The organism is Phreatobacter sp., from assembly GCF_027532945.1.
Classification (GTDB): Bacteria; Pseudomonadota; Alphaproteobacteria; order Rhizobiales; family Phreatobacteraceae; genus Phreatobacter.
Genome location: NZ_JAPZTZ010000017.1, coordinates 185,497 through 204,266 on the forward strand (window position 1 = coordinate 185,497; position 18,770 = coordinate 204,266).

An 18,770-nucleotide genomic window follows, 5' to 3' on the forward strand; every position below is an offset into this window, starting at 1 on the left:
TGTCAGGGCAGGGCCGTCAGATAGCGATCGACATCGGCAGGTGTGTCCGGATTGACCAGCCTTACCGCCGCGGGAAGAGGCAGTTCGCGATCGGCAGAGACGAAGGCCGCGCACCCGGTCTGCAAGCATGTCGCGACATGGATGGCATCGGGCAGTTTCAGGCGCGGAAAGCGGGCGCGGATGGCCGCTGCCGCTTCCAGGATGGGGCGGTCGATGCCGGCCAGAACCATACGCCAGCGCGGCGAGAGAATGTCCCGGTAGGCGTCGGCCGTCTCATCGTCGCCACGCCTCAAGGGTTGCACCAGCACCTCGGCCAGGGTGAGCTCGCTCGTCCATCCCGCCAGCCGGCCTTCTGCGATGCGGTCGAAAAGGGGCGCCAGGCGATCCGTGCGCGGTCCGGTTCCCTCCACAATGCCGATGAACGCGTTGGCATCGAGGTAGACGCGCTCCAATTCCGGCTCGCTCAAGGGGCTTCACCGTCGCGCACGTGCCGGACATGGGCGACGATATCCGCCCAGTTGTCGAAGCGCGGGTAATCCAGATGCGCCAGCCTGGCCCGCAGCTTGGCGACCGAGGATGACTCCGGCGAGGCCTCGGCCGCGTGCTGCACGATCTCGACGGGGCGCGACGGGTCGAGACCGGCCCGCAGATGCTCCGGCAGGTCGGCAACCCTAACGATCTTGCGGACGACCTCGTTCATGGCCCGATCCTACCACAGCGTCAGGCGAAGGTCTTGCGGGGGTCGAAAGCGTCGCGGACCGCCTCGCCGACGAAGATCAGCAGCGAGAGCATCAACGCCACCGTGCAGAAGCCGGTCAGCGCCAGCCAGGGCGCCTGGAGGTTCGACTTGCCCTGCTGGAGCAGTTCGCCGAGCGAGGGCGAGCCGACCGGCAGGCCGAAGCCGAGGAAGTCGAGGGCGGTGAGCGTCATCACGCTGCCCGACAGCACGAAGGGCATGAAGGTGATGGTCGCCACCATGGCGTTGGGCAGGAGATGCCGGCGCATGATGGTGCCCGAGGAAACGCCGAGGGCGCGTGCGGCATTGACGTACTCGAAGTTTCGGGCGCGCAGGAATTCGGCGCGCACCACGCTGACCAGTGTCACCCAGGAGAAGAGCAGCAGGATGCCGAGCAGGACGAAGAAGCTCGGCGCCAGCACCGAGGAAATGATGAGCAGCAGGTAGAGCGAGGGGATGGCGGTCCAGATCTCGATGAAGCGCTGGAACAGCAGGTCCGTCCAGCCGCCGAAATAGCCCTGCACGGCGCCTGCCGCGATGCCGATGACCGAGGAGATCAGCGTCAGCGCCAGGCCGAAGAGCACGGAGATGCGGAAGCCGTAGATGACGCGGGCGAGCACGTCGCGGCCCTGGTCGTCGGTGCCGAGCCAGTTCCAGTTGCCGATCTCGCAATAGCTGGAGCCGTGGGGCCGCTCGCCGCGTGGCTTGGCCAGTGCTGCGGCGCAGTCCGGCAGGCGCTGCCGCTGCGCCCAGGTGGGGGCGGAGGGGAAGGGCGTCACCGGGTCCTTCACGGTGGAGGAATAGTTGTGGCGGATGAGCGGCCAGATGACCGTCGCGCCCTTCTCGGCGAAATGGTCGAGCAGGAAGGGGTCCTTGTAGTCGGCCGGGGTCTCGAACTCGCCGCCGAGCTGGCGCTCGGAATAGGCCATCACCGCAGGGAAGAAGGACTGGCCCTCGAGGCGGATGAAGAGCGGCCGGTCATTGGCGATGAACTCGGCGAAAAGGGTGAGGGTGAAGAGCGCGAGGAAGATCCTGAGGCTCCACAGCCCCCGCTTGTTGGCGCGGAAATTGGCGAGGCGGCGCTGGTTCAGCGGCGAGAGGCGCGGGCGCGGCGCGGCTTCGGCGGAGCGCAGGACGGCATCGCTCATGGCTCAGACCTCCCGCGCCTCGAAGTCGATGCGCGGATCGACCCAGGTGTACATGAGGTCGGAGATGAGGTTCACCACCAGGCCGACGAGCGAGAAGATGAAGAGGGTGGCGAAAACCACGGGATAGTCGCGGTTGAGCACGCTCTCGAAGCCGAGCAGGCCGAGTCCGTCGAGGGAGAAGATCGTCTCGATCAGCAGCGATCCGGTGAAGAAGGCGTGGACGAAGGCGCCGGGAAAGCCGGCGATGACGATGAGCATGGCGTTGCGGAAGACGTGGCCATAGAGCACCTGGTGCTCGTCGAGGCCCTTGGCGCGGGCGGTCGTGACATATTGCTTGCGGATCTCGTCGAGGAACGAGTTCTTCGTCAGCAGCGTCATGGTGGCAAAGGCGCCCAGTGCCATGGCGGTGATCGGCAGGGCGAGGTGCCAGAGATAGTCGAGGATCTTCTGGCCGAGGCTCATCTCCGACCAATTGTCCGACCACAGGCCGCGCAAGGGGAACCAGTCCAGGAACGAACCGCCGGCAAAGAGCACGATGAGCAGGATGGCAAAGAGGAAGCCGGGGATCGCATAGCCGACGACGATGACGGCGGAGGTCCAGACGTCGAAGCGCGAGCCGTCCTTCATCGCCTTGCGGATGCCGAGCGGGATCGACACGAGATAGGTCAGCAGCGTCAGCCAGAGCCCGAGCGAGATCGATACGGGCAGCTTCTCGCCGATCAGCTGCAGCACCGAGACGTCGCGGAAATAGCTCTTGCCGAAGTCGAACCGCGCATAGTTCCAGATCATCAGGAGGAAGCGCTCGTGGGCCGGCTTGTCGAAGCCGAACTGCTTTTCGAGCTGGGCGATGAACTGTGGGTCGAGACCCTGCGCGCCGCGATAGGAGGAGTTCGCCGCCTCCACCGCACCCGCCTGGGCGGCATCCGCCCCGCCGCCGGAGACCCGCTGCGTCGCCGAGACGTCATTGCCGGTGAGCTGGGCGATGACGCGTTCCACCGGCCCGCCGGGGGCGAATTGCACCACCAGGAAGGAGATCAGCATGATGCCGAGGATGGTCGGCACCATCAGCAGGATTCGCCGGATGATGTAGGTCAGCATGGCGGCAGACTCGTGTGTGCCGAGTCCGCCGTCAATAGCGGGTGCCGCCGCGCCTTGATGGGCTCACCCCACCGCCAGCGTGCCAATGGCCATGGTGACCGCGGCCTGGGTCGGGTCGATCACCGGAATGCCGAGGGCGTCCTCGAGCGGCTTCCGGTGCCGGGCCATGCCGGCGCAGCCCATGACGATGGCGCCGGCGCCGTCGAGGTCCTTGAGCTCGCGGCCGACCGCGATCATGCGGGCGAGCGTGCCCTCGCCCGAGGCTGTCTCGGCGACCGACATTTCCAGCGGCCGCTCGCGGGCGAGGCGCTCCATCAGGCCCATCTGGCGGAGGTAGCGGATGTGGCGGGGGATGGAGCGCGACTTGATGGCGATGACGCCGAAGCGGTCGGCGCGGGCCAGCGCGGTGAGGACGCCGCATTCGGCAATGCCGAAGACCGGGCGGCTGGTGCCTTCGCGGGCCACGAAGAGGCCAGGATCGGAATAGCAGGCGATGATGAAGGCGTCGGCGTCGTTGGTCGCCTCCACCTTGCGGCGCAGCGGCAGGGTGATGCTCTCCACATGTTCCTGCGTCTCGACGCCGAAGGGGCCCTCAGCGAGCGTCTCGCAGACGATCTCCGGCCCGTCGGCATAGGTCAGCGGCTTGACGGCCTGGCGCAGGCCCTCGGTGACGGCCTCGTTGGAATTTGGATTGATGACGAGGATACGGGGTCTGCGTGCCATGAGGTACCGTCGCGGCTGAAGGTCGGTCTATTGTCGGGCCTCCATACCCCCGCGTCCAGCCGGAGCACGACATGCCTGCCTCGCCCTTCGACCTCGTCATCCGCGGCGGCACGGTTGGAACCGCCACCGGCCATTTCACCGCCGATGTCGGCATCCGCGACGGCAAGGTCGCGGCGGTCGGCCTCGGGCTTGGCGACGGCGTGCGGACGATCGACGCCACGGGCAAGCTGGTGCTGCCCGGCGGCATCGACAGCCACACCCATATCGAGCAGGTCTCGGCGGGCGGGCTGCTCAATGCCGATACGTTCGAAAGCGCCACGACCTCGGCGGCCTTCGGCGGCAACACGACGGTGATCTCCTTTGCTGCGCAGCATCGCGGCAAGGACCTGCGCAAGGTGGTCGACGACTACAGCGTGCTGGCCGAGCGCGGCGCGCTCATCGACTATGCCTTCCACCTCATCGTCGCCAATCCCGACGAGAAGACCATTACCAAGGACCTTCCCGAGCTGATCCGCGAGGGCCATGCCTCGGTGAAGATCTTCATGACCTACGACCTCATCAAGGTCGACGATGAGCCGCTGCTCGACGTGCTGCTCACCGCCCGCGAGAACCGGGCCATGGTCTGCGTCCATGCCGAGAACCACGGCATGATCTCGTGGATGGGCAAGCGCCTGGTCAAGAAGGGCTATGTCGCGCCGAAATATCACGCCATCAGCCATCCGCGCGGTTCGGAGGCGGAGGCCTTCACCCGGCTCATTGCGCTCTCCGCGCTGATCGACCAGCCGATCATGATCTTCCACGTCTCGACGGCGGAAGGCGCGCAGGTGGTGCGCGACGCGCGGGCGCAGGGCCTCAAGGTCTTCGCCGAGACCTGCCCGCAATATCTGTTCATGACCAAGTACGACCTCGACAAGCCGGGCATGGAGGGCGCCAAGTGGATGTGCTCGCCGCCGCCGCGCGAGGCGGAAGACCAGGACGCGCTGTGGCAGGCCCTCGCGCTCGGCGACCTGCAGACGGTGACCTCCGACCATGCGCCCTATCGCTTCGACGAGACCGGCAAGCTCTCGGGCGGGCCGAATGCCAATTTCAAGACCATCGCCAACGGGTTGCCGGGCCTCGAGGTGCGCCTGCCGCTTCTCTTCGATGCGATGGTGTCCAAGGGCCGGCCGGAATTCTCCGGCCGTGGGCTCGAGGCCTTCGTGTCGCTGACGGCGACCCAGCCCGCCTCGATCTACAACCTGCCTGGCAAAGGCCAGATCGCCCCGGGTTTCGATGCCGATATCGCCATCTGGGACCCACAGAAGCAGGTCACCATCACCGATGAGGCGATGCACGATCTCACCGGCTACACGCCCTTCGCCGGCCACTCCGTGACCGGCTGGCCGGAGACGGTGCTGGTGCGCGGCCGCGAGGTGGTTTCCGGTGGCACGCTCGCCGGCAAGCCGGGCGAGGGGCGCTGGCTGAAGCGCACCGGCGGCTGGGCGGCCGAGCCCACCGGCAAGCTCACCGCGGACATGGACCCGAAGCGGAACTTCGGCGCCGAGGTGCTGTGAGCGCGGATCGCGGCTCCGTCTGGGTTCCGCCGCAGGTCGTGGTCGTCAAGGTCCTCGGTCTCGCGCGGCATGGCGATCGGTGGCTCGTCACGGAGGTTGCGGGTTCCGATGGTCACGTGGCCGGCGTCCGCCCCCTGGGCGGCACCATCGCCTTCGGTGAAACGCGGGACCAGGCGCTGCACCGCGAGTTCCGCGAGGAACTCGGCTGCGCCATCACCATCGCCGGGCCCTGGCACGCCTTCGAGAACCTGTTCGAACTCGGCGGTGTCGTCGGGCACGAAATCATCTTCGCGGCGGAGGTCACGCTGCACGAGGGTGCGGTCCCACTGGACGCGGCCTTTACCTACAGGGAGTCGGACGGAACAGCCTGCACGGCCGGCTGGTACTCCCTCGCCGATCTCGCCGCACGGGGCTGGGCTCTCTATCCGCCCCGATTGTCGGCACTCCTCGCCCCCTGATCCACCCTTGCCGACCCCTGTCCTGCCCGCCACATTGGCCCAATGACCCAGACCGCCCAGACCACCGACAACCCATTCTTCCGCCCCTGGACCACGCCCTTCGGCATCGCGCCCTTCGGCGACATCCGCATTGATGACTATCGCCCCGCCTTCGAGCAGGCGCTGGCCGAGCATCGCGCCGAGATCGAGACCATCGCTGCCAATTCGGAAGCGCCGACCTTCGCCAACACGATCGACGCGCTGGAGACCGGCGGCCATGCCCTCGACCGTCTCTGCGGTGTCTTCTTCAACCTCGCCGGTTCGGACGCGACCGACGCGATCCAGGCTATCCAGCGGGAGATGGCCCCCGTCCTTGCCCAGCATGGCAATGCCATCACCCTCGACGCCCGGCTCTTCGCCCGCGTGAAGGCCCTTCATGACCAGCGCGACACCCTCGCCCTCACGGGCGAGCAGAAGCGGGTGCTGGAGAAGACCTACAAGAATTTCGTGCGCGGCGGCGCCGCGCTGGACGAGGCCAACAAGGTGGAGATGCGCCGCATCTCCGAGCGGCTCGCGACGCTCGGCACTGCCTTCTCCCAGAATGTGCTGAAGGACGAATCCACCTGGACGCTCGACCTCACCGAGGCCGATGTCGCCGGGCTCCCGGACTTCCTGAAGAGCGCGCTTGCGCAAGCCGCCAAGGATCGCGGCCGCGACGGCTATGTGATGACCCTCGGCCGCTCCATGGTCGAGCCCTTCCTGACGCTCTCCCCGCGCCGCGACCTGCGCGAGACCATCTTCAAGGCCTGGGTGAAGCGCGGCGAGATGGGCGGCGAGAGCGACAACACCGCCATCGTCGCCGAGACAGTCAAGCTGCGCGTCGAGCGGGCCAATCTGCTGGGCTACCCGACCTTCGCCGCCTTCAAGCTCGACGAGACCATGGCCAAGACGCCCGACGCGGTGCGTGCTCTGCTCGAGAAGGTCTGGACCCGTGCCGTGGCGCGTGCCGGCGAGGAACGCCAGGCGCTGGCCGAGATCGCCCGCGAGGAGGGGATGAACGCGGCCATCCAGCCCTGGGACTGGCGCTTCTATGCCGAGAAGGTGCGCCAGCGCCGCTACGCGATCGATGAGGCGGCGCTGAAGCCGTACTTCCAGCTCGACCTGATGATCGAGGCCGCCTTCGACGTGGCGACGAGGCTCTTCGGCGTCACCTTCCGCCGCCGCGACGACGTGCCGGTCTACCATCCGGATGTCCGAGCCTACGAGATGCTGCGCGACGGCAAGCCGGTCGGCCTCTTTCTCGGCGATTACTATGCCCGGTCGACCAAGCGCTCGGGCGCCTGGATGAGCGCCTTCCGGAGCCAGGAGAAGCTCTCCGGCGAGGTGCTGCCCACCATTGTCAATGTCATGAATTTTGCGAAGCCGCCGGAGGGCAAGCCGGCGCTGCTTTCCTTCGACGATGCGCGGACCCTGTTCCACGAGTTCGGCCACGGGCTGCACGGGCTTCTCTCGAACGTCACCTATCCGCTGCTCTCCGGCACGTCGGTCGCGCGTGACTTCGTCGAATTCCCCTCGCAGCTCTACGAACACTGGCTGGAGCGGCCCGAGGTGCTCTCCCGCTTCGCCATCCATGCCGAGACGGGCGAGGCCATGCCGCAGGCCCTCATCGACAAGCTCATTGCCGCGCGCACCTTCAACCAGGGTTTCGCGACGGTGGAATATGTCTCCTCGGCCCTCGTCGATCTCGCCTTCCACTCGCTCTCCGAAGCCAACGGCCTCGACCCCATTGCCTTCGAGGTGCAGGAGCTGAAGCGCATCGGCATGCCCGACGGGCTCGTCATGCGTCACCGCACGCCGCATTTCGCCCATGTCTTCTCCGGTGACGGCTATTCGGCCGGCTATTATAGCTACATGTGGTCGGAGGTTCTCGACGCCGATGGCTTCGCCGCCTTCGAGGAGACGGGCGATCCCTTCGATCCGAAGCTCGCTGAGCGGCTCGGCGCCTATGTCTATTCCGCCGGCAACAGCCGCGACCCCATGGAGGCCTATGTGGCCTTCCGTGGGCGCGAGCCCGACCCGGAAGCGCTGCTGGTGAAGCGGGGCCTGGCGACGGCGGCCTGAGCCGCCGCCCGCATTACTGCCGCATCTCGACAGGCGTGCCGAGCGGGGCGTTCCAGCCGGCCGCCGTCTGGCGGATCCAGCCGACATAGTCGCGCAGCGGCACATAGACCGGTGACGAGGTGCATTCGCGCCCCGGATCCGTCGTGCCGCCCTTGAGGACGCCGACGACGAGGAAGCCGCGGCCCGACCGGCGGTAGACCGGCCCGCCGGAATCGCCGACGCACATGCCTGGCCTCTGCTGGGCGTCCTCGCCGGTGAGGCCGGCAAAGCCACGGCCGGGGACGCTGGGGCTGGCGGTGCGCATCAGGGCCTCGCGCAGCACGCCGTCACGGGCGCGGGACCGTTCGGTCGAGCCGAACCCGGCGATGAGAAGTTCCTCGCCCGTTCCGCCGCCGGCGAACCAGCCGACGCCCCAGGAGCCGGAGGGCAGTGCTGCCGGGCGGATATCCGCACCGAAGGGGCGGGCAACCTGGATCAGGCCGACATCGTCGGAGGCGAAGCCGTGGCTCGGGTCGAAGCCCGGATGGGCGGCGGTGCGCGCCACCGCGACATTCTGGCGGCGGAAGGAGCGATCGAGATAACGCACGCGGTAGCGGCCACGCGCCGAGACGCAGTGGGCGGCGGTGAGCACGAGGTCGGGGCCGACGATGGCGCCGGTGCAGATGCCCTCGGGCGTCTCGATGAGAACCGTGGACCGGCGAGTGCCGTTGGGATCACGGGCCGGTTCGCCGCGCATGACCGCGCCGGCATCGCCGATCCCGATCAGGGGCAGCATGAGGGCGGCGGCGAGGATCACCGTCGCGGCGCGCCGCGGGGCGCCGTGCCTGTCGTCGCGTCGTTTCATGAACATCCTCGCCATGAACAACCTCGCTCTGATCACATGCGTCCGACCGCGCCCCCCACACGTCCGGCCTGTCACCCCAAGCAGCAGAACGCCCGGTGTCTCGCCTGTCAATCGCCCCGGTGCGCCGGCCGCACGTTTTTCGCGACGAAGCGGCGTCTCCCTCCTTCGACCGAGGGACGGATCAGACTTTCGGCCGGGCACAGGGGTAATTTTGAAGAGCCGGCGCTCTTGGCCTTGTCTTGGCGGCGTCAAGGCGCGACAATTCGCCCGATCGGCGCGACAGAATGCCGACGGACGAGGAAACCGGGGGGCGCGGCGTGGACACCGCAATGGCAACCTATCGCATCGTCATCGCAGACGACCATCCGCTGTTTCGCGGGGCCCTGCGCGAGGCGGTTTCGGGCCTGCCGCATGCCATGACCATCGCCGAGGCTGGCAGCTTTGCCACCATGTCGGAGATCGTCGGGGCCGACCCGGACGTTGATCTCGTGCTGCTCGACCTCGCCATGCCCGGCGTGAAGGGCTTTTCCGGCCTGATGTACCTGCGCGCCCAGCATCCCGGCGTGCCGGTGGTCATCGTCTCGGCCACCGAGGACCCAGATGTGATCCGCCGCTGCTTCGAGTTCGGCGCCTCCGGCTTCATCCGCAAGACGCTCGGCATCGACGAGATGCGCCAGGCCATCCAGGTCGTGCTGGACGGCGGCAGCTATGTGCCGCCGGACATCGACCTGTCGCAGAGCCGGGATTCGGAGAGCGCCAAGCTCGCCGCGCGGCTCGCCAGCCTCACGCCGCAGCAGGTCCGGGTGCTGATGATGCTGTCAGAAGGCCTGCTCAACAAGCAGATCGCCTACGAGCTCTCGGTCTCCGAGGCGACGGTGAAGGCCCATGTCTCGGCGATCCTGACCAAGCTCGGCGTCGACAGCCGCACGCAAGCCGTCATCGCCGCTTCCAAGATCGCCGCCGACGGCTGGCCGGGGCAGGCCCTCAACGGGTGAGGCGCCCGCCGTCTCCCCTCACAATTGCGCTGCCCGGAACGTGTTGCATGCGGCGATCTGGCCGCTGCGCAGCCCCGTCATGAACCAGCGCTGGCGCTGCGCCGAGGTGCCGTGGGTGAAGCTGTCGGGCACCACATAGCCCTGCGAGCGGCGCTGCAGCATGTCGTCGCCGATGGCGGCGGCGGTCTGCATGGCGGCGCGGACATCCGCCTCCTCAAGGCGGATCTGCTGCTGCGTGTGGAAGGCCCAGACGCCGGCGAAGCAATCGGCCTGGAGCTCGACGCGCACCTGCATGGCGTTGGACTCGGCCTCGCTGCTGGCGGCGCGCTGGGCCTGTTGCACCCGCGGCAGGACGCCCATCAGATTCTGCACGTGATGGCCGACCTCGTGGGCAACCACATAGGCATAGGCGAAGCGGCAGGCCGTGTCGGGGCCGGAGCAGCCGCGGAAGCGGGTCTGCAGCTCCTGGAAGAAGGCTGTGTCGAGATAGACCTTCTTGTCGTTCGGGCAATAGAACGGGCCCATCTCCGACTGCGCCGCACCGCAGCCCGACCGGGTGCGGGCGTTGAACATGACGAGGCCCGGCGCCTGGTAGCGGCGGCCGGCCTCCTGGAAGATCTTCTGCCAGGCATCCTCGGTGGAGCCGAGAACGGCAGCGACGAAATCGCCCATCTGGTCGGAGGGGCGGCCCTGGCGCTGCGGCGCCTGCTGCTCCACCTGCCGCTGGCTGCCGCGCGTCACCGCATCATAGCCGCCGATGAGGATCGCCGGGTTGATGCCGGTCACGTAGGAGATCAGGCCGACGATGATCATGCCGCCGATGCCGATGCCGGCAGGGCCTCCCGGCACCGCGCCGCCACCGCCACCACCGCGGCGGTCCTCGATGTTCTCCGAACGGCGCAGATCTTCCCAACGCATGGCACGAAACTCCCTGCCTCCGGCGATCATGACGCGGCGTCACGACAGGTGCAACTCGTGGGCGGGACGCTGGTTTCACACCTCGTTCACCTTTCGCGGGACGCCGGGTTTACCTTTCGGTGACAGAAAAAACCGCAGTTGTCGTCAGTAACTTAAGCATACATTTACCGTGCCGGCTCCAGTCTCGCCTGGCGTTGCGACACCTTAGTTTTGCGTATCGAGTGCCGCCTCATGCCGACGACGAACGGAACTGCCCGATCTGGTGCTCGCGTACGGGCCGTCCGTTCGCCGTCGCTCGTCCCCGACCAGGGGATGGGTCTTGCCGGCCGCATCATCCTTGGCGATTGCATCGCCGCGATGGAGGCCCTTCCGCCGGCCTCCGTCGATCTGGTCTTCGCCGATCCGCCCTACAATCTGCAGCTCCAGGGCGAGCTGCACCGGCCCGATGACAGCCGGGTGGACGCGGTCAACGACGAGTGGGACCAGTTCGAGAGCTTTGCCGCCTATGACGCCTTCACCCGCGCCTGGCTCACCGCCGCGCGCCGCGTGCTGAAGCCGGACGGTTCGCTCTGGGTCATCGGCTCCTATCACAACATTTTCCGCGTCGGCACGGTGCTGCAGGACCTCGGCTTCTGGGTCCTCAACGACGTCATCTGGCGCAAAGCGAACCCGATGCCGAACTTCCGCGGCCGGCGATTCACCAATGCCCACGAGACGCTGATCTGGGCTTCGCGCGACGCCAAGGCGCGCTACACCTTCAACTACGAGGCGCTGAAGGCCGGCAACGAGGATGTCCAGGTCCGCTCGGACTGGTTCCTGCCGCTCTGCACCGGCGAAGAGCGCCTGAAGGATGATGCGGGCCGCAAGGTCCACCCGACCCAGAAGCCGGAGGCGCTGTTGGCGCGCGTGCTCCTCGCTTCCTCCAAACCCGGGGACACCGTCCTCGATCCGTTCTTCGGCTCCGGGACCACCGGGGCCGTTGCCAAGCGCCTCGGCCGCCGGTTCATCGGGATCGAACGCGATCCCGCCTATGCGAGAGCGGCCGAGGCGCGCATTCTTTCCGTGGAACCGCTGGAGGAGGCCTCGCTCGCCACCTTCACCACCGCGCGCGAGGCGCCGCGCGTCGCCTTCGCCTCGCTGGTCGAGCGCGGCATGATCTCGCCGGGCACGGTGCTGACCGACGAGAAGCGCCGCTATCAGGCCATCGTGCGGGCCGACGGCGCGCTGATGGCGGGGCCCCAGGTCGGCTCGATCCACAAGATCGGCGCACTCGTGCAGGGCGCCCAGGCCTGCAACGGCTGGACCTTCTGGCACGTCAACGACAATGGCCGCCTGTCGCCGATCGACGCCCTGCGGGCGCGTATCCGCGAGGAGATGGGCGTCGGCTGATTCCTGCCGCGCCACCCTGTCGCCGAGATGCGGCATGACGCCGATCAAGGCGGGGGTCTATAAGGACTGCTAGCTGGCGATGGTCACATCGCGAAAGGCTGGCGATGAAGCTGCGCTCCTGGATCGTTCTTGTCGTCCTCCTCCTCGCCGGCGGCGGCGCGCTGTGGTGGCGCTATGGCCGTGGGCCGGAGGTGCAGACGCAGGCGGTTGGCCGCGGCACCGCTGCCGAGATCGTCTATGCGACGGGGGTGGTCGAGCCGGTGCGCTGGGCCAAGATGGCCTCCATGGCGCGCGAGCGCATCGTCGAGCATTGCGCCTGCGAGGGCCGCGCCGTGAAGGAGGGCGACATGCTCGCCCGCCTCGACGACCGCGAAGTGCGCGCCAATCTCGCCGAGCAGCAGGCCCGCCAGGCGCTCGTCCAGCGCGAGGTCGACCGGGTGAGCCAGCTCCTTCAGCGCGGCGTTGCCACGCAGCAGGCCTATGACAAGGCCATCGCCGACCTTGCCCAGATCCGCGCCCTCATCGCCGCCACCACGGAGCGGCTGGGCAATTACCAGATCCTCGCCCCGCGCGCCGGCATCGTGCTGCGGCAGGACGGCGAGGTCGGCGAGATCGCCGATGTCGGCCAGATCCTGTTCCGGGTCGGAGATCCGCGGCCGCTGCAGGTCACCGCCGACGTCGCCGAGGAGGACATCCCGCGGGTGAAGGTGGGGCAGGCGGTGCTGCTGCGCACCGACGCCTTCAAGGACCGGGCGCTCGACGGCCATGTGCGCGACATCACGCCGATGGGCGACACGACCACCAAGACCTTCCGCATCCGCATCGCGCTGCCCGACGACACGCCGCTGCATTTCGGCATGTCGGTGGAGGCGAACATCATCGCGCGCGAGGCCAAGAACGTGCTGCTGGTGCCGAACGAGGCGGTGATCGGCGGCGCGGTCTTCACCGTCGCCAACGGGCGGATCGTCCGCAAGCCGGTGGAGGCGGGCATCCGCGGCACCCGCCTGACCGAGATCCGCTCCGGCATCGCCGAGGGCGAGCGGATCGCCGTTCCCGCCGAGGCGCGCTGGCGCGGCGGCGAACATGTGCGCGCCGCGCCGTGAACCTCGTCCTCGACATTGCCTGGACACATATCGCCGCCCGTCTCCGGCAGACCGTCGTCGCGGTGGCGGGCGTTGCCATTGGCGTCGGCTTCTCCATCATGATGGCGGCGCTGATGCAGGGCTCGCAGGAGGATTTCGTCCGCACCCTCGTCAATGCCATGCCGCATGTGTCGATCAACGATGAGCGGCGCGAACCGCCGCGCCAGCCCGCCGAGGAGGCCTTCGATGCGGCGCAGATCCGCGGCCTGACCCCTGCGACGCGGCGGCGGGGCATCAACAATCCCATCGCCACCATCGCCGCGCTGGAGAGCTGGGTGCCGGGCGCGGTGACGCCCTCGGTGCAGGCCCGGGGCATCCTGCGCTATGGCGGCAAGGACGTCGCCTCTGTCATCGTCGGCATCGATCCGCAGCGCGAGCCGCGCGTCTCGCAGCTGGTGACCCAGATGAAGCAGGGCTCCATGCCAGCCCTCTACCGCGCCACCAATGCCATCATCCTCGGCGACCGGCTGGCGGAGAAGCTCGGCGCGCGCATCGGCTCGAACATTTCCATGTCCGCCGGCACCGGCAAGGTGATGACCGGCCAGGTGGTCGGCATCTTCCGCTCCGGCGTGCGCACGGTGGACGAGGGTACGTCCTATGTCCTCATCAAGACGGCGCAGGTGCTCTCCGAGCAGACCGGCCTCATCAACGAGATCCGCATTCGCCTGAACGACCCCATGGCCTCGCGGGCGGTGGCGGACCGCATCATCGCCGATACCGGCCTCAAGACCGTGTCCTGGCAGGAGGCGAACGAGGACCTGATGTCCGCCTTCGTCATCCGCAACATCATCATGTACACGGTGGTCGGCGCCATCCTGCTGGTGGCCTCCTTCGGCACCTACAACATCATCTCGACCATCACCTTCGAGAAAAGCCGCGACATCGCCATCATGAAGTCGCTGGGCCTCAGCCAGTCGACGGTCAGGCGCATCTTCATCCTCGAGGGCCTCGCCATCGGGCTTGCCGGGGCGCTCGGCGGCGCGGTGCTCGGCTTCGCACTGACCCAGGCCATGCTGATGGTGGAGATCCGCACCGGCTTCACCGATTCCACCCACCTGCCGCTGGTGGTCGCGCCGCTGCACTACCTCATCGCCGGCGGAGTGGCGCTCGCCTCCTCGGCGATCGCCGGCTATTTCCCCGCCCGCAAGGCCGCCCGCCTCCATCCCGTCGAGATCATCCGGGGGGCGACATGAGCCGGACCATCATCGAGGCGCGCAAGGCGACCCGCATCCTCGACGGCATCGTGCCGGTGACGCTGGTGGCCGACATCGACCTTGCCATCGGCGAGCGCGAGTTCGTCGCGATCACCGGTCCATCGGGCTCCGGCAAGTCGAGCCTGCTCTACCTGCTCGGCCTGCTCGATGTGCCGACCTCCGGTGCTGTGCTGGTCGAGGGCCGGGACACCACGGATTTCGACGACACCGAACGGGCGGCGGCGCGGCTCGCCACGCTCGGCTTCATCTTCCAGTTCCATTTCCTGCTGCCGGAATTCACCACGACGCAGAACGTGATGCTGCCCATGCGGGCGCTCGGCAAATTGTCGATGGGGCAGATGAAGGAGCGGGCGGAGGGGCTGCTCAGTTCGCTCGGGCTCGAGGACCATCTCGCCAAGCGGCCCGACCAGCTCTCCGGCGGCCAGCGCCAGCGCGTTGCAGTTGCCCGGGCGCTCGCCAACGATCCGCCGGTGATCCTCGCCGACGAGCCGACGGGGAGCCTCGATTCCAAATCCTCGGAGCAGGTGTTCCAGATCCTGCGCGATCTCGTCGACAGGGACGGGCGCACCGTGGTCGCCGTCACCCATGCGATGGAACTCGCCGAACGCATGGACCGCCGCGTGCACCTCGTCGACGGACGGATCGTCTCGGATCAGCGCCAGGCGCCCGTCGCAGGTGTCCCCGCGACGGGCGGTTGATCATCAGCGGTAGAGCACGCTCGGCAGCCAGAGGGCGATGCCGGGGAATGTGTAGACCACCACCATGCAGCCCACCACGATGACGATGAACGGCATCACACCCGAGAAGATCTGGTTGATCGTCACGTGCGGCGGCGCCACGCCCTTCAGGTAGAAGGGCGCCATGGCCACGGGCGGCGACAGGAACGACGTCTGGATGTTCAGGGCGATGAGGATGCCAAAGAACAGCGGGTCGATCTTGAACGTCTCCAGCAGCGGCAGGAAGATCGGCACGAAGATCACAATGATCTCGGTCCATTCCAGCGGCCAGCCAAGGATGAAGATGATCACCTGCGCCAGGATCATGAACATGGTCGGCGACAGGTTCAGCATGGCCACGAAGGCCTTGATCGGCTCGTGACCGCCGAGGATGGCGAAGATCGACGAGAAGATGAAGGAGCCGACGAAGAGCCAGCAGACCATGGCGGAGGTGCGGGCGGTGAGGAACACCGATTCCTTCAGCTTGTCGAAGCTGATGGACTTGTAGGCCGCCGCCAGGATCACCGAGCCCATGGCACCGACGGCGGCGGCTTCCGTCGGCGTCGCGATGCCGAAGAAGATGGCGCCGAGGACCGAGAGGATCAACATGGTGAGGGGGAAGAAGCTGCGGGCGAGCTCCTTGAACACCGCCTTGCCGAGGATCAAGAGCAGCACGAAGCCGATGGCGCCGGCGCCGAGGATCACGTGGGGCAGCTTGTCCGGGACCGAATAGTCGATCTCGCGCAGCGGCATGCCGGCCGGCGTCGTCAGGATGCGGATCATGTTCAGCATCCATTCGAGGCCGTAGATCACCGCATAGGCCACCGGGATGGCCAGCAGGATGATGGCCACGTACTTCACCAGGGCCATCTTGTCCTTGTCGAAGTCGAAGCCGAGCGGCATGCGCTGTTCCTTCGGCAGCTTGGGAGCCAGCGACGGGTTCAGCATGCAGCGGATGATGACATAGACCATGTAGAGGCTGGCGAGCAGCAGGCCCGGCAGGAAGGCGCCGGCATAGAGCTTCGGCACCGAGACGCCCGCCGTCGCGCCGTAGAGGATGAGCATGACGCTCGGCGGGATGAGGATGCCGAGACAGCCGCCGGCGCAGACCACGCCCGCCGAGAGGCGCTCGTCATAGCCGGCGCGCAGCATGGCCGGGAAGGCGAGCAGGCCCATCAGCGTCACCACCGCGCCGACGATGCCGGTGGCGGTGGCAAAGATGGTGCAGGTGACGAGGGTGGTGACGGCGAGCGAGCCGGGCAGGCCACCGATGGCGAGCTGCACCGAGTTGAACAGCCTGTCGAGGATGTTCGCCCGCTCGATGATGTAGCCCATGAAGATGAAGAGCGGGATGGCGACCAGCACGTCGTTGGTCATCACCGAATAGGTGCGCTGGACAACGAGGGCGAAGACGATGTCGCCCTGTGCCATGTAGCCGAACATGACTCCTAGGGCCATCAGCGTGAAGGCGATGGGGAAGCCGAGCATGATGAAGACCACGAACAGGAGGAGCATGAGCACCCCCAGTTCCGGATTGCCGATGGTGATGCCGAACATCAGGCGGCTCCTTTTGCCTTGGCCGCCTCGGCCTGTTCCAGAATGATCTTCTCGGTCTCCTCCACGTCGTGGAGGCGCTGCGGCCACTCGCCGGTGCGCAGGCAGAGCACGCAGCGCACCACTTCCGACGCGCCCTGGATCACCATGAGCCCGCCGACCAGCGGGATGAGCGACTTGAACGGGAACACATAGGGTCCGTTCGGCGAGTTGGCCGAGCGCTCGAAGATGAACCAGGAGAAGTTCGCGAAGGTGAAGCCGGCGTAGCAGAGGGCGAGGATGCCAGGGAAGAAGAAGACGAAGTAGAGGACGAGGTCGAGCCGCGCCTGGGTGACCGGGTTCCACTCGCGATAGAGGAAGTCACCGCGCACATGGCCGTTGCGGGCGAGGGCGTAGGGGCCGGCCAGCAGGAAGAGCACGCCGTAGAGCATGTAGCTCACGTCGAAGGCCCAGGAGGTCGGCGACTGCAGGATGTAGCGGGCGAAGACCTCGTAGCAGATGGCCAGTGTCAGGGCGACGATGGCCCAGGCACCGGCCTTGCCGATGAAGGTCGAGACCTCGTCGACCGACAGGAGCAACGCCATCAGGCGGTCCTTGGTCGTGCGGCGAAACATCACCACGAGGATGGCGGCGATGGTCAACGCATAGGCGCCGAGCAGCAGCGAGAGAAACAGCGGATTTGGCGCCATGAGAAATGTCCAGGCACGTCACGACAAAGGCGGCCGAAGCCGCCGTGAACTGCAGGAAGGCGGCGGGGGTGCCGCCGCCTTCCTTGTCGGCGAGGCTCAGGAGCCGCCGAAGAAGTGGGTGTAGGACATCTCGCGCGAGGGCGTGTTGATGCGCTCGTAGCCGACGGTCCGCTGGGCCCAGGCGCGCTGGCTGTCGATGACCTTCTTGAAGAAGGGGTTCTCGGCCGACAGGCGGGCGACGACACGATCCCAGGCCTCGAGCTGAGCCTTGAGGATCGCGTCCGGCGTCTTGATGATGTTGACGCCGCGGCCGCGCAGGGCGGCGAGGTCCTTGGAGTAGCGGTCGAGCGCCTTCCAGTACATGTCGGAGGAGGCGGACTCGGCAGCGAACTTCAGGATCGCCTTCTGCTCGGCGCTCATCGCGTCGAACTTGCCCTTGTTGAAGATCACCTCGAAGGCCTCGGCCGACTGGTGATAGCTCTGCAGCATGTAGGTCTTGGAGACGTCCGGGAAGCCGAGGATCGAGTCCGAGGTCGGGTTGTTGAACTCGGCGCCGTCGATCAGGCCGCGCTCCAGCGCCGGCACGATCTCGCCGCCGGCGAGGATGGTGACGGCCGAGCCGAGCTCGTTGAACAGGTCGGCGGCGAGGCCCACGGTGCGGTACTTCAGGCCGCGCAGGTCGCTGGCCTGTGTCAGCTCGCGCTTGAACCAGCCGAGCGGCTGGCAGGGCATCGGGCCGGTGAGGAAGCCGACGACATTGACGCGGGTGATCTGGGTCACGAGCTCGTTGTAGAGGTCGTAGCCGCCGCCATAGTTCATCCAGGCGAGGAAGTTGTGGGCGTCCCAACCATAGGCCGGCGGGGTGCCGAACAGCGAATAGGCCTTGTTCTTGCCGAACCAGTAGGCGGTGACGCCGTGGCCGCCGTCGAGGATGCCGGCATGGACGGCGTCCTGCAGCTGGAAGGCGGGCACGACGGCGCCGGAAGCCAGAACCTCAAGGCGCAGGCGGCCGCCCGACAGGGCGTTCACGCGGGCGGCGTAGTCGTTGCAGAACTCGTGGAAGATGTCGCGCTGCGGCCAGGTGGACTGGAAGCGCAGGGTCATCGTCTGGGCGTTCGACACGGCCGGGGCGGCAACCGTGGCCGCGGCAGTGGCGCCGGCGAGGGCAAGAAAGCGGCGGCGGTCGGACTTCGGCGAGGCCGAAGCGGTTCCTTCTGTCATGGACGTCTCCTCTGGCGACGGGGCAGGCCCGTTCAGGCTCTTTGTCGCTCTCGCCTACAGTGGGTCACGTACCCCGAAGGTCAAGGGGGGGAGATGCCGCAGGGGCGTGGAATCTGTGCCTTGGCGGCACAGGATCTTTGCCAATGCGTGACGGAAGGGACTTTGACGTCGTCCTGCGTGACGCTGAGTCCGCCTATCCGAAACGAAAAGGGGCGCCTCGCGGCGCCCCTTCCTTAAGCTGAGCCTGGTTGGCTGGATCAGACGTCCATGCC

At 67.3% G+C, this 18,770-nt stretch carries 18 protein-coding genes; 8 read left to right on the forward strand and 10 right to left on the reverse strand.

What is annotated here, in order from left to right; all coding sequences use genetic code 11:
- Nucleotides 1-2 precede the first annotated feature (2 nt).
- The 5 genes from O9344_RS14020 to O9344_RS14040 all read right to left on the reverse strand — a co-directional run bounded on the left by O9344_RS14020 (nucleotide 3) and on the right by O9344_RS14040 (nucleotide 3,705).
- Nucleotides 3-467 (reverse strand): PIN domain-containing protein, encoded by a 465-nt coding sequence (locus tag O9344_RS14020; protein ID WP_298478347.1) that lies wholly within the window; start codon nucleotides 465-467, stop codon nucleotides 3-5.
- Complete coding sequence (locus tag O9344_RS14025; protein WP_298478349.1) at nucleotides 464-700, reverse strand: hypothetical protein; 237 nt, start codon at nucleotides 698-700, stop codon at nucleotides 464-466. Before O9344_RS14025 ends, O9344_RS14020 begins: the two co-directional genes overlap by 4 nt.
- 20 nt (nucleotides 701-720) lie before the next feature.
- Complete coding sequence (locus tag O9344_RS14030; RefSeq protein ID WP_298478351.1) at nucleotides 721-1,884, reverse strand: ABC transporter permease; 1,164 nt, start codon at nucleotides 1,882-1,884, stop codon at nucleotides 721-723.
- Between the two features lie 3 nt (nucleotides 1,885-1,887).
- Nucleotides 1,888-2,982 carry a microcin C ABC transporter permease YejB gene (locus O9344_RS14035; protein WP_298478354.1) on the reverse strand — a complete coding sequence of 365 codons (1,095 nt, stop codon included), beginning with the start codon at nucleotides 2,980-2,982 and terminating at the stop codon, nucleotides 1,888-1,890.
- A gap of 63 nt (nucleotides 2,983-3,045) precedes the next feature.
- Entirely contained in the window at nucleotides 3,046-3,705 is a 660-nt protein-coding gene (locus tag O9344_RS14040) for an aspartate/glutamate racemase family protein (RefSeq protein WP_298478357.1), read from the reverse strand.
- Nucleotides 3,706-3,776: 71 nt separating this feature from the next.
- On the opposite strand from O9344_RS14040, the gene hydA reads away from it, so the two are divergent.
- From hydA to O9344_RS14055, 3 genes are read left to right on the forward strand one after another with little or no spacing between them, the layout of a single operon-like run.
- Nucleotides 3,777-5,258 (forward strand): dihydropyrimidinase, encoded by a 1,482-nt coding sequence (gene hydA, locus O9344_RS14045; RefSeq protein ID WP_298478360.1) that lies wholly within the window; start codon nucleotides 3,777-3,779, stop codon nucleotides 5,256-5,258.
- Nucleotides 5,255-5,716: an NUDIX domain-containing protein gene (locus tag O9344_RS14050; protein WP_298478363.1), complete on the forward strand. Its 462-nt coding sequence runs from the start codon at nucleotides 5,255-5,257 to the stop codon at nucleotides 5,714-5,716. Before hydA ends, O9344_RS14050 begins: the two co-directional genes overlap by 4 nt.
- Nucleotides 5,717-5,758: 42 nt before the next feature.
- On the forward strand, nucleotides 5,759-7,816 hold the full coding sequence (locus O9344_RS14055; protein WP_298478366.1) for a M3 family metallopeptidase: 2,058 nt from the start codon (nucleotides 5,759-5,761) through the stop codon (nucleotides 7,814-7,816).
- Nucleotides 7,817-7,829: 13 nt separating this feature from the next.
- Here O9344_RS14055 and O9344_RS14060 read toward each other — a convergent pair whose 3' ends face one another.
- On the reverse strand, nucleotides 7,830-8,660 hold the full coding sequence (locus tag O9344_RS14060; RefSeq protein WP_298478369.1) for a trypsin-like serine protease: 831 nt from the start codon (nucleotides 8,658-8,660) through the stop codon (nucleotides 7,830-7,832).
- A gap of 329 nt (nucleotides 8,661-8,989) precedes the next feature.
- Between O9344_RS14060 and O9344_RS14065 the strand changes: the two genes are divergently transcribed.
- The gene (locus O9344_RS14065) at nucleotides 8,990-9,655 is read left to right on the forward strand and encodes a response regulator transcription factor (RefSeq protein ID WP_298478371.1); all 666 of its coding nucleotides are present in this window, start codon (nucleotides 8,990-8,992) and stop codon (nucleotides 9,653-9,655) included.
- A gap of 18 nt (nucleotides 9,656-9,673) precedes the next feature.
- On the opposite strand, the gene O9344_RS14070 is transcribed toward O9344_RS14065, so the two are convergent.
- A complete protein-coding gene (locus O9344_RS14070; protein WP_298478374.1) occupies nucleotides 9,674-10,573 on the reverse strand; it encodes a neutral zinc metallopeptidase in 900 nt (299 codons plus the stop codon).
- Between the two features lie 312 nt (nucleotides 10,574-10,885).
- Here O9344_RS14070 and O9344_RS14075 point away from each other — a divergent pair, with 312 nt between their 5' ends.
- From O9344_RS14075 to O9344_RS14090, 4 genes are all read left to right on the forward strand, one after another.
- Nucleotides 10,886-11,962 (forward strand): site-specific DNA-methyltransferase, encoded by a 1,077-nt coding sequence (locus tag O9344_RS14075; RefSeq protein WP_298478377.1) that lies wholly within the window; start codon nucleotides 10,886-10,888, stop codon nucleotides 11,960-11,962.
- A gap of 104 nt (nucleotides 11,963-12,066) precedes the next feature.
- A complete protein-coding gene (locus O9344_RS14080; protein WP_298478380.1) occupies nucleotides 12,067-13,065 on the forward strand; it encodes an efflux RND transporter periplasmic adaptor subunit in 999 nt (332 codons plus the stop codon).
- Nucleotides 13,062-14,297 carry an ABC transporter permease gene (locus tag O9344_RS14085; protein WP_298478383.1) on the forward strand — a complete coding sequence of 412 codons (1,236 nt, stop codon included), beginning with the start codon at nucleotides 13,062-13,064 and terminating at the stop codon, nucleotides 14,295-14,297. Before O9344_RS14080 ends, O9344_RS14085 begins: the two co-directional genes overlap by 4 nt.
- Complete coding sequence (locus tag O9344_RS14090) at nucleotides 14,294-15,016, forward strand: ABC transporter ATP-binding protein (protein WP_298478386.1); 723 nt, start codon at nucleotides 14,294-14,296, stop codon at nucleotides 15,014-15,016. Before O9344_RS14085 ends, O9344_RS14090 begins: the two co-directional genes overlap by 4 nt.
- A gap of 3 nt (nucleotides 15,017-15,019) precedes the next feature.
- On the opposite strand, the gene O9344_RS14095 is transcribed toward O9344_RS14090, so the two are convergent.
- The 3 genes from O9344_RS14095 to O9344_RS14105 all read right to left on the reverse strand — a co-directional run bounded on the left by O9344_RS14095 (nucleotide 15,020) and on the right by O9344_RS14105 (nucleotide 18,498).
- Nucleotides 15,020-16,591, reverse strand: a complete 1,572-nt coding sequence (locus tag O9344_RS14095; protein WP_298478388.1) for a TRAP transporter large permease subunit — start codon at nucleotides 16,589-16,591, stop codon at nucleotides 15,020-15,022.
- Nucleotides 16,591-17,277, reverse strand: coding sequence for a TRAP transporter small permease subunit (locus tag O9344_RS14100; protein ID WP_363321939.1), 687 nt, complete (start codon nucleotides 17,275-17,277; stop codon nucleotides 16,591-16,593). The genes O9344_RS14095 and O9344_RS14100 overlap by 1 nt, the downstream gene beginning before the upstream one ends.
- Before the next feature lie 96 nt (nucleotides 17,278-17,373).
- Nucleotides 17,374-18,498: a TRAP transporter substrate-binding protein gene (locus tag O9344_RS14105; RefSeq protein WP_298478391.1), complete on the reverse strand. Its 1,125-nt coding sequence runs from the start codon at nucleotides 18,496-18,498 to the stop codon at nucleotides 17,374-17,376.
- Between the last annotated feature and the right edge of the window lie 272 nt (nucleotides 18,499-18,770).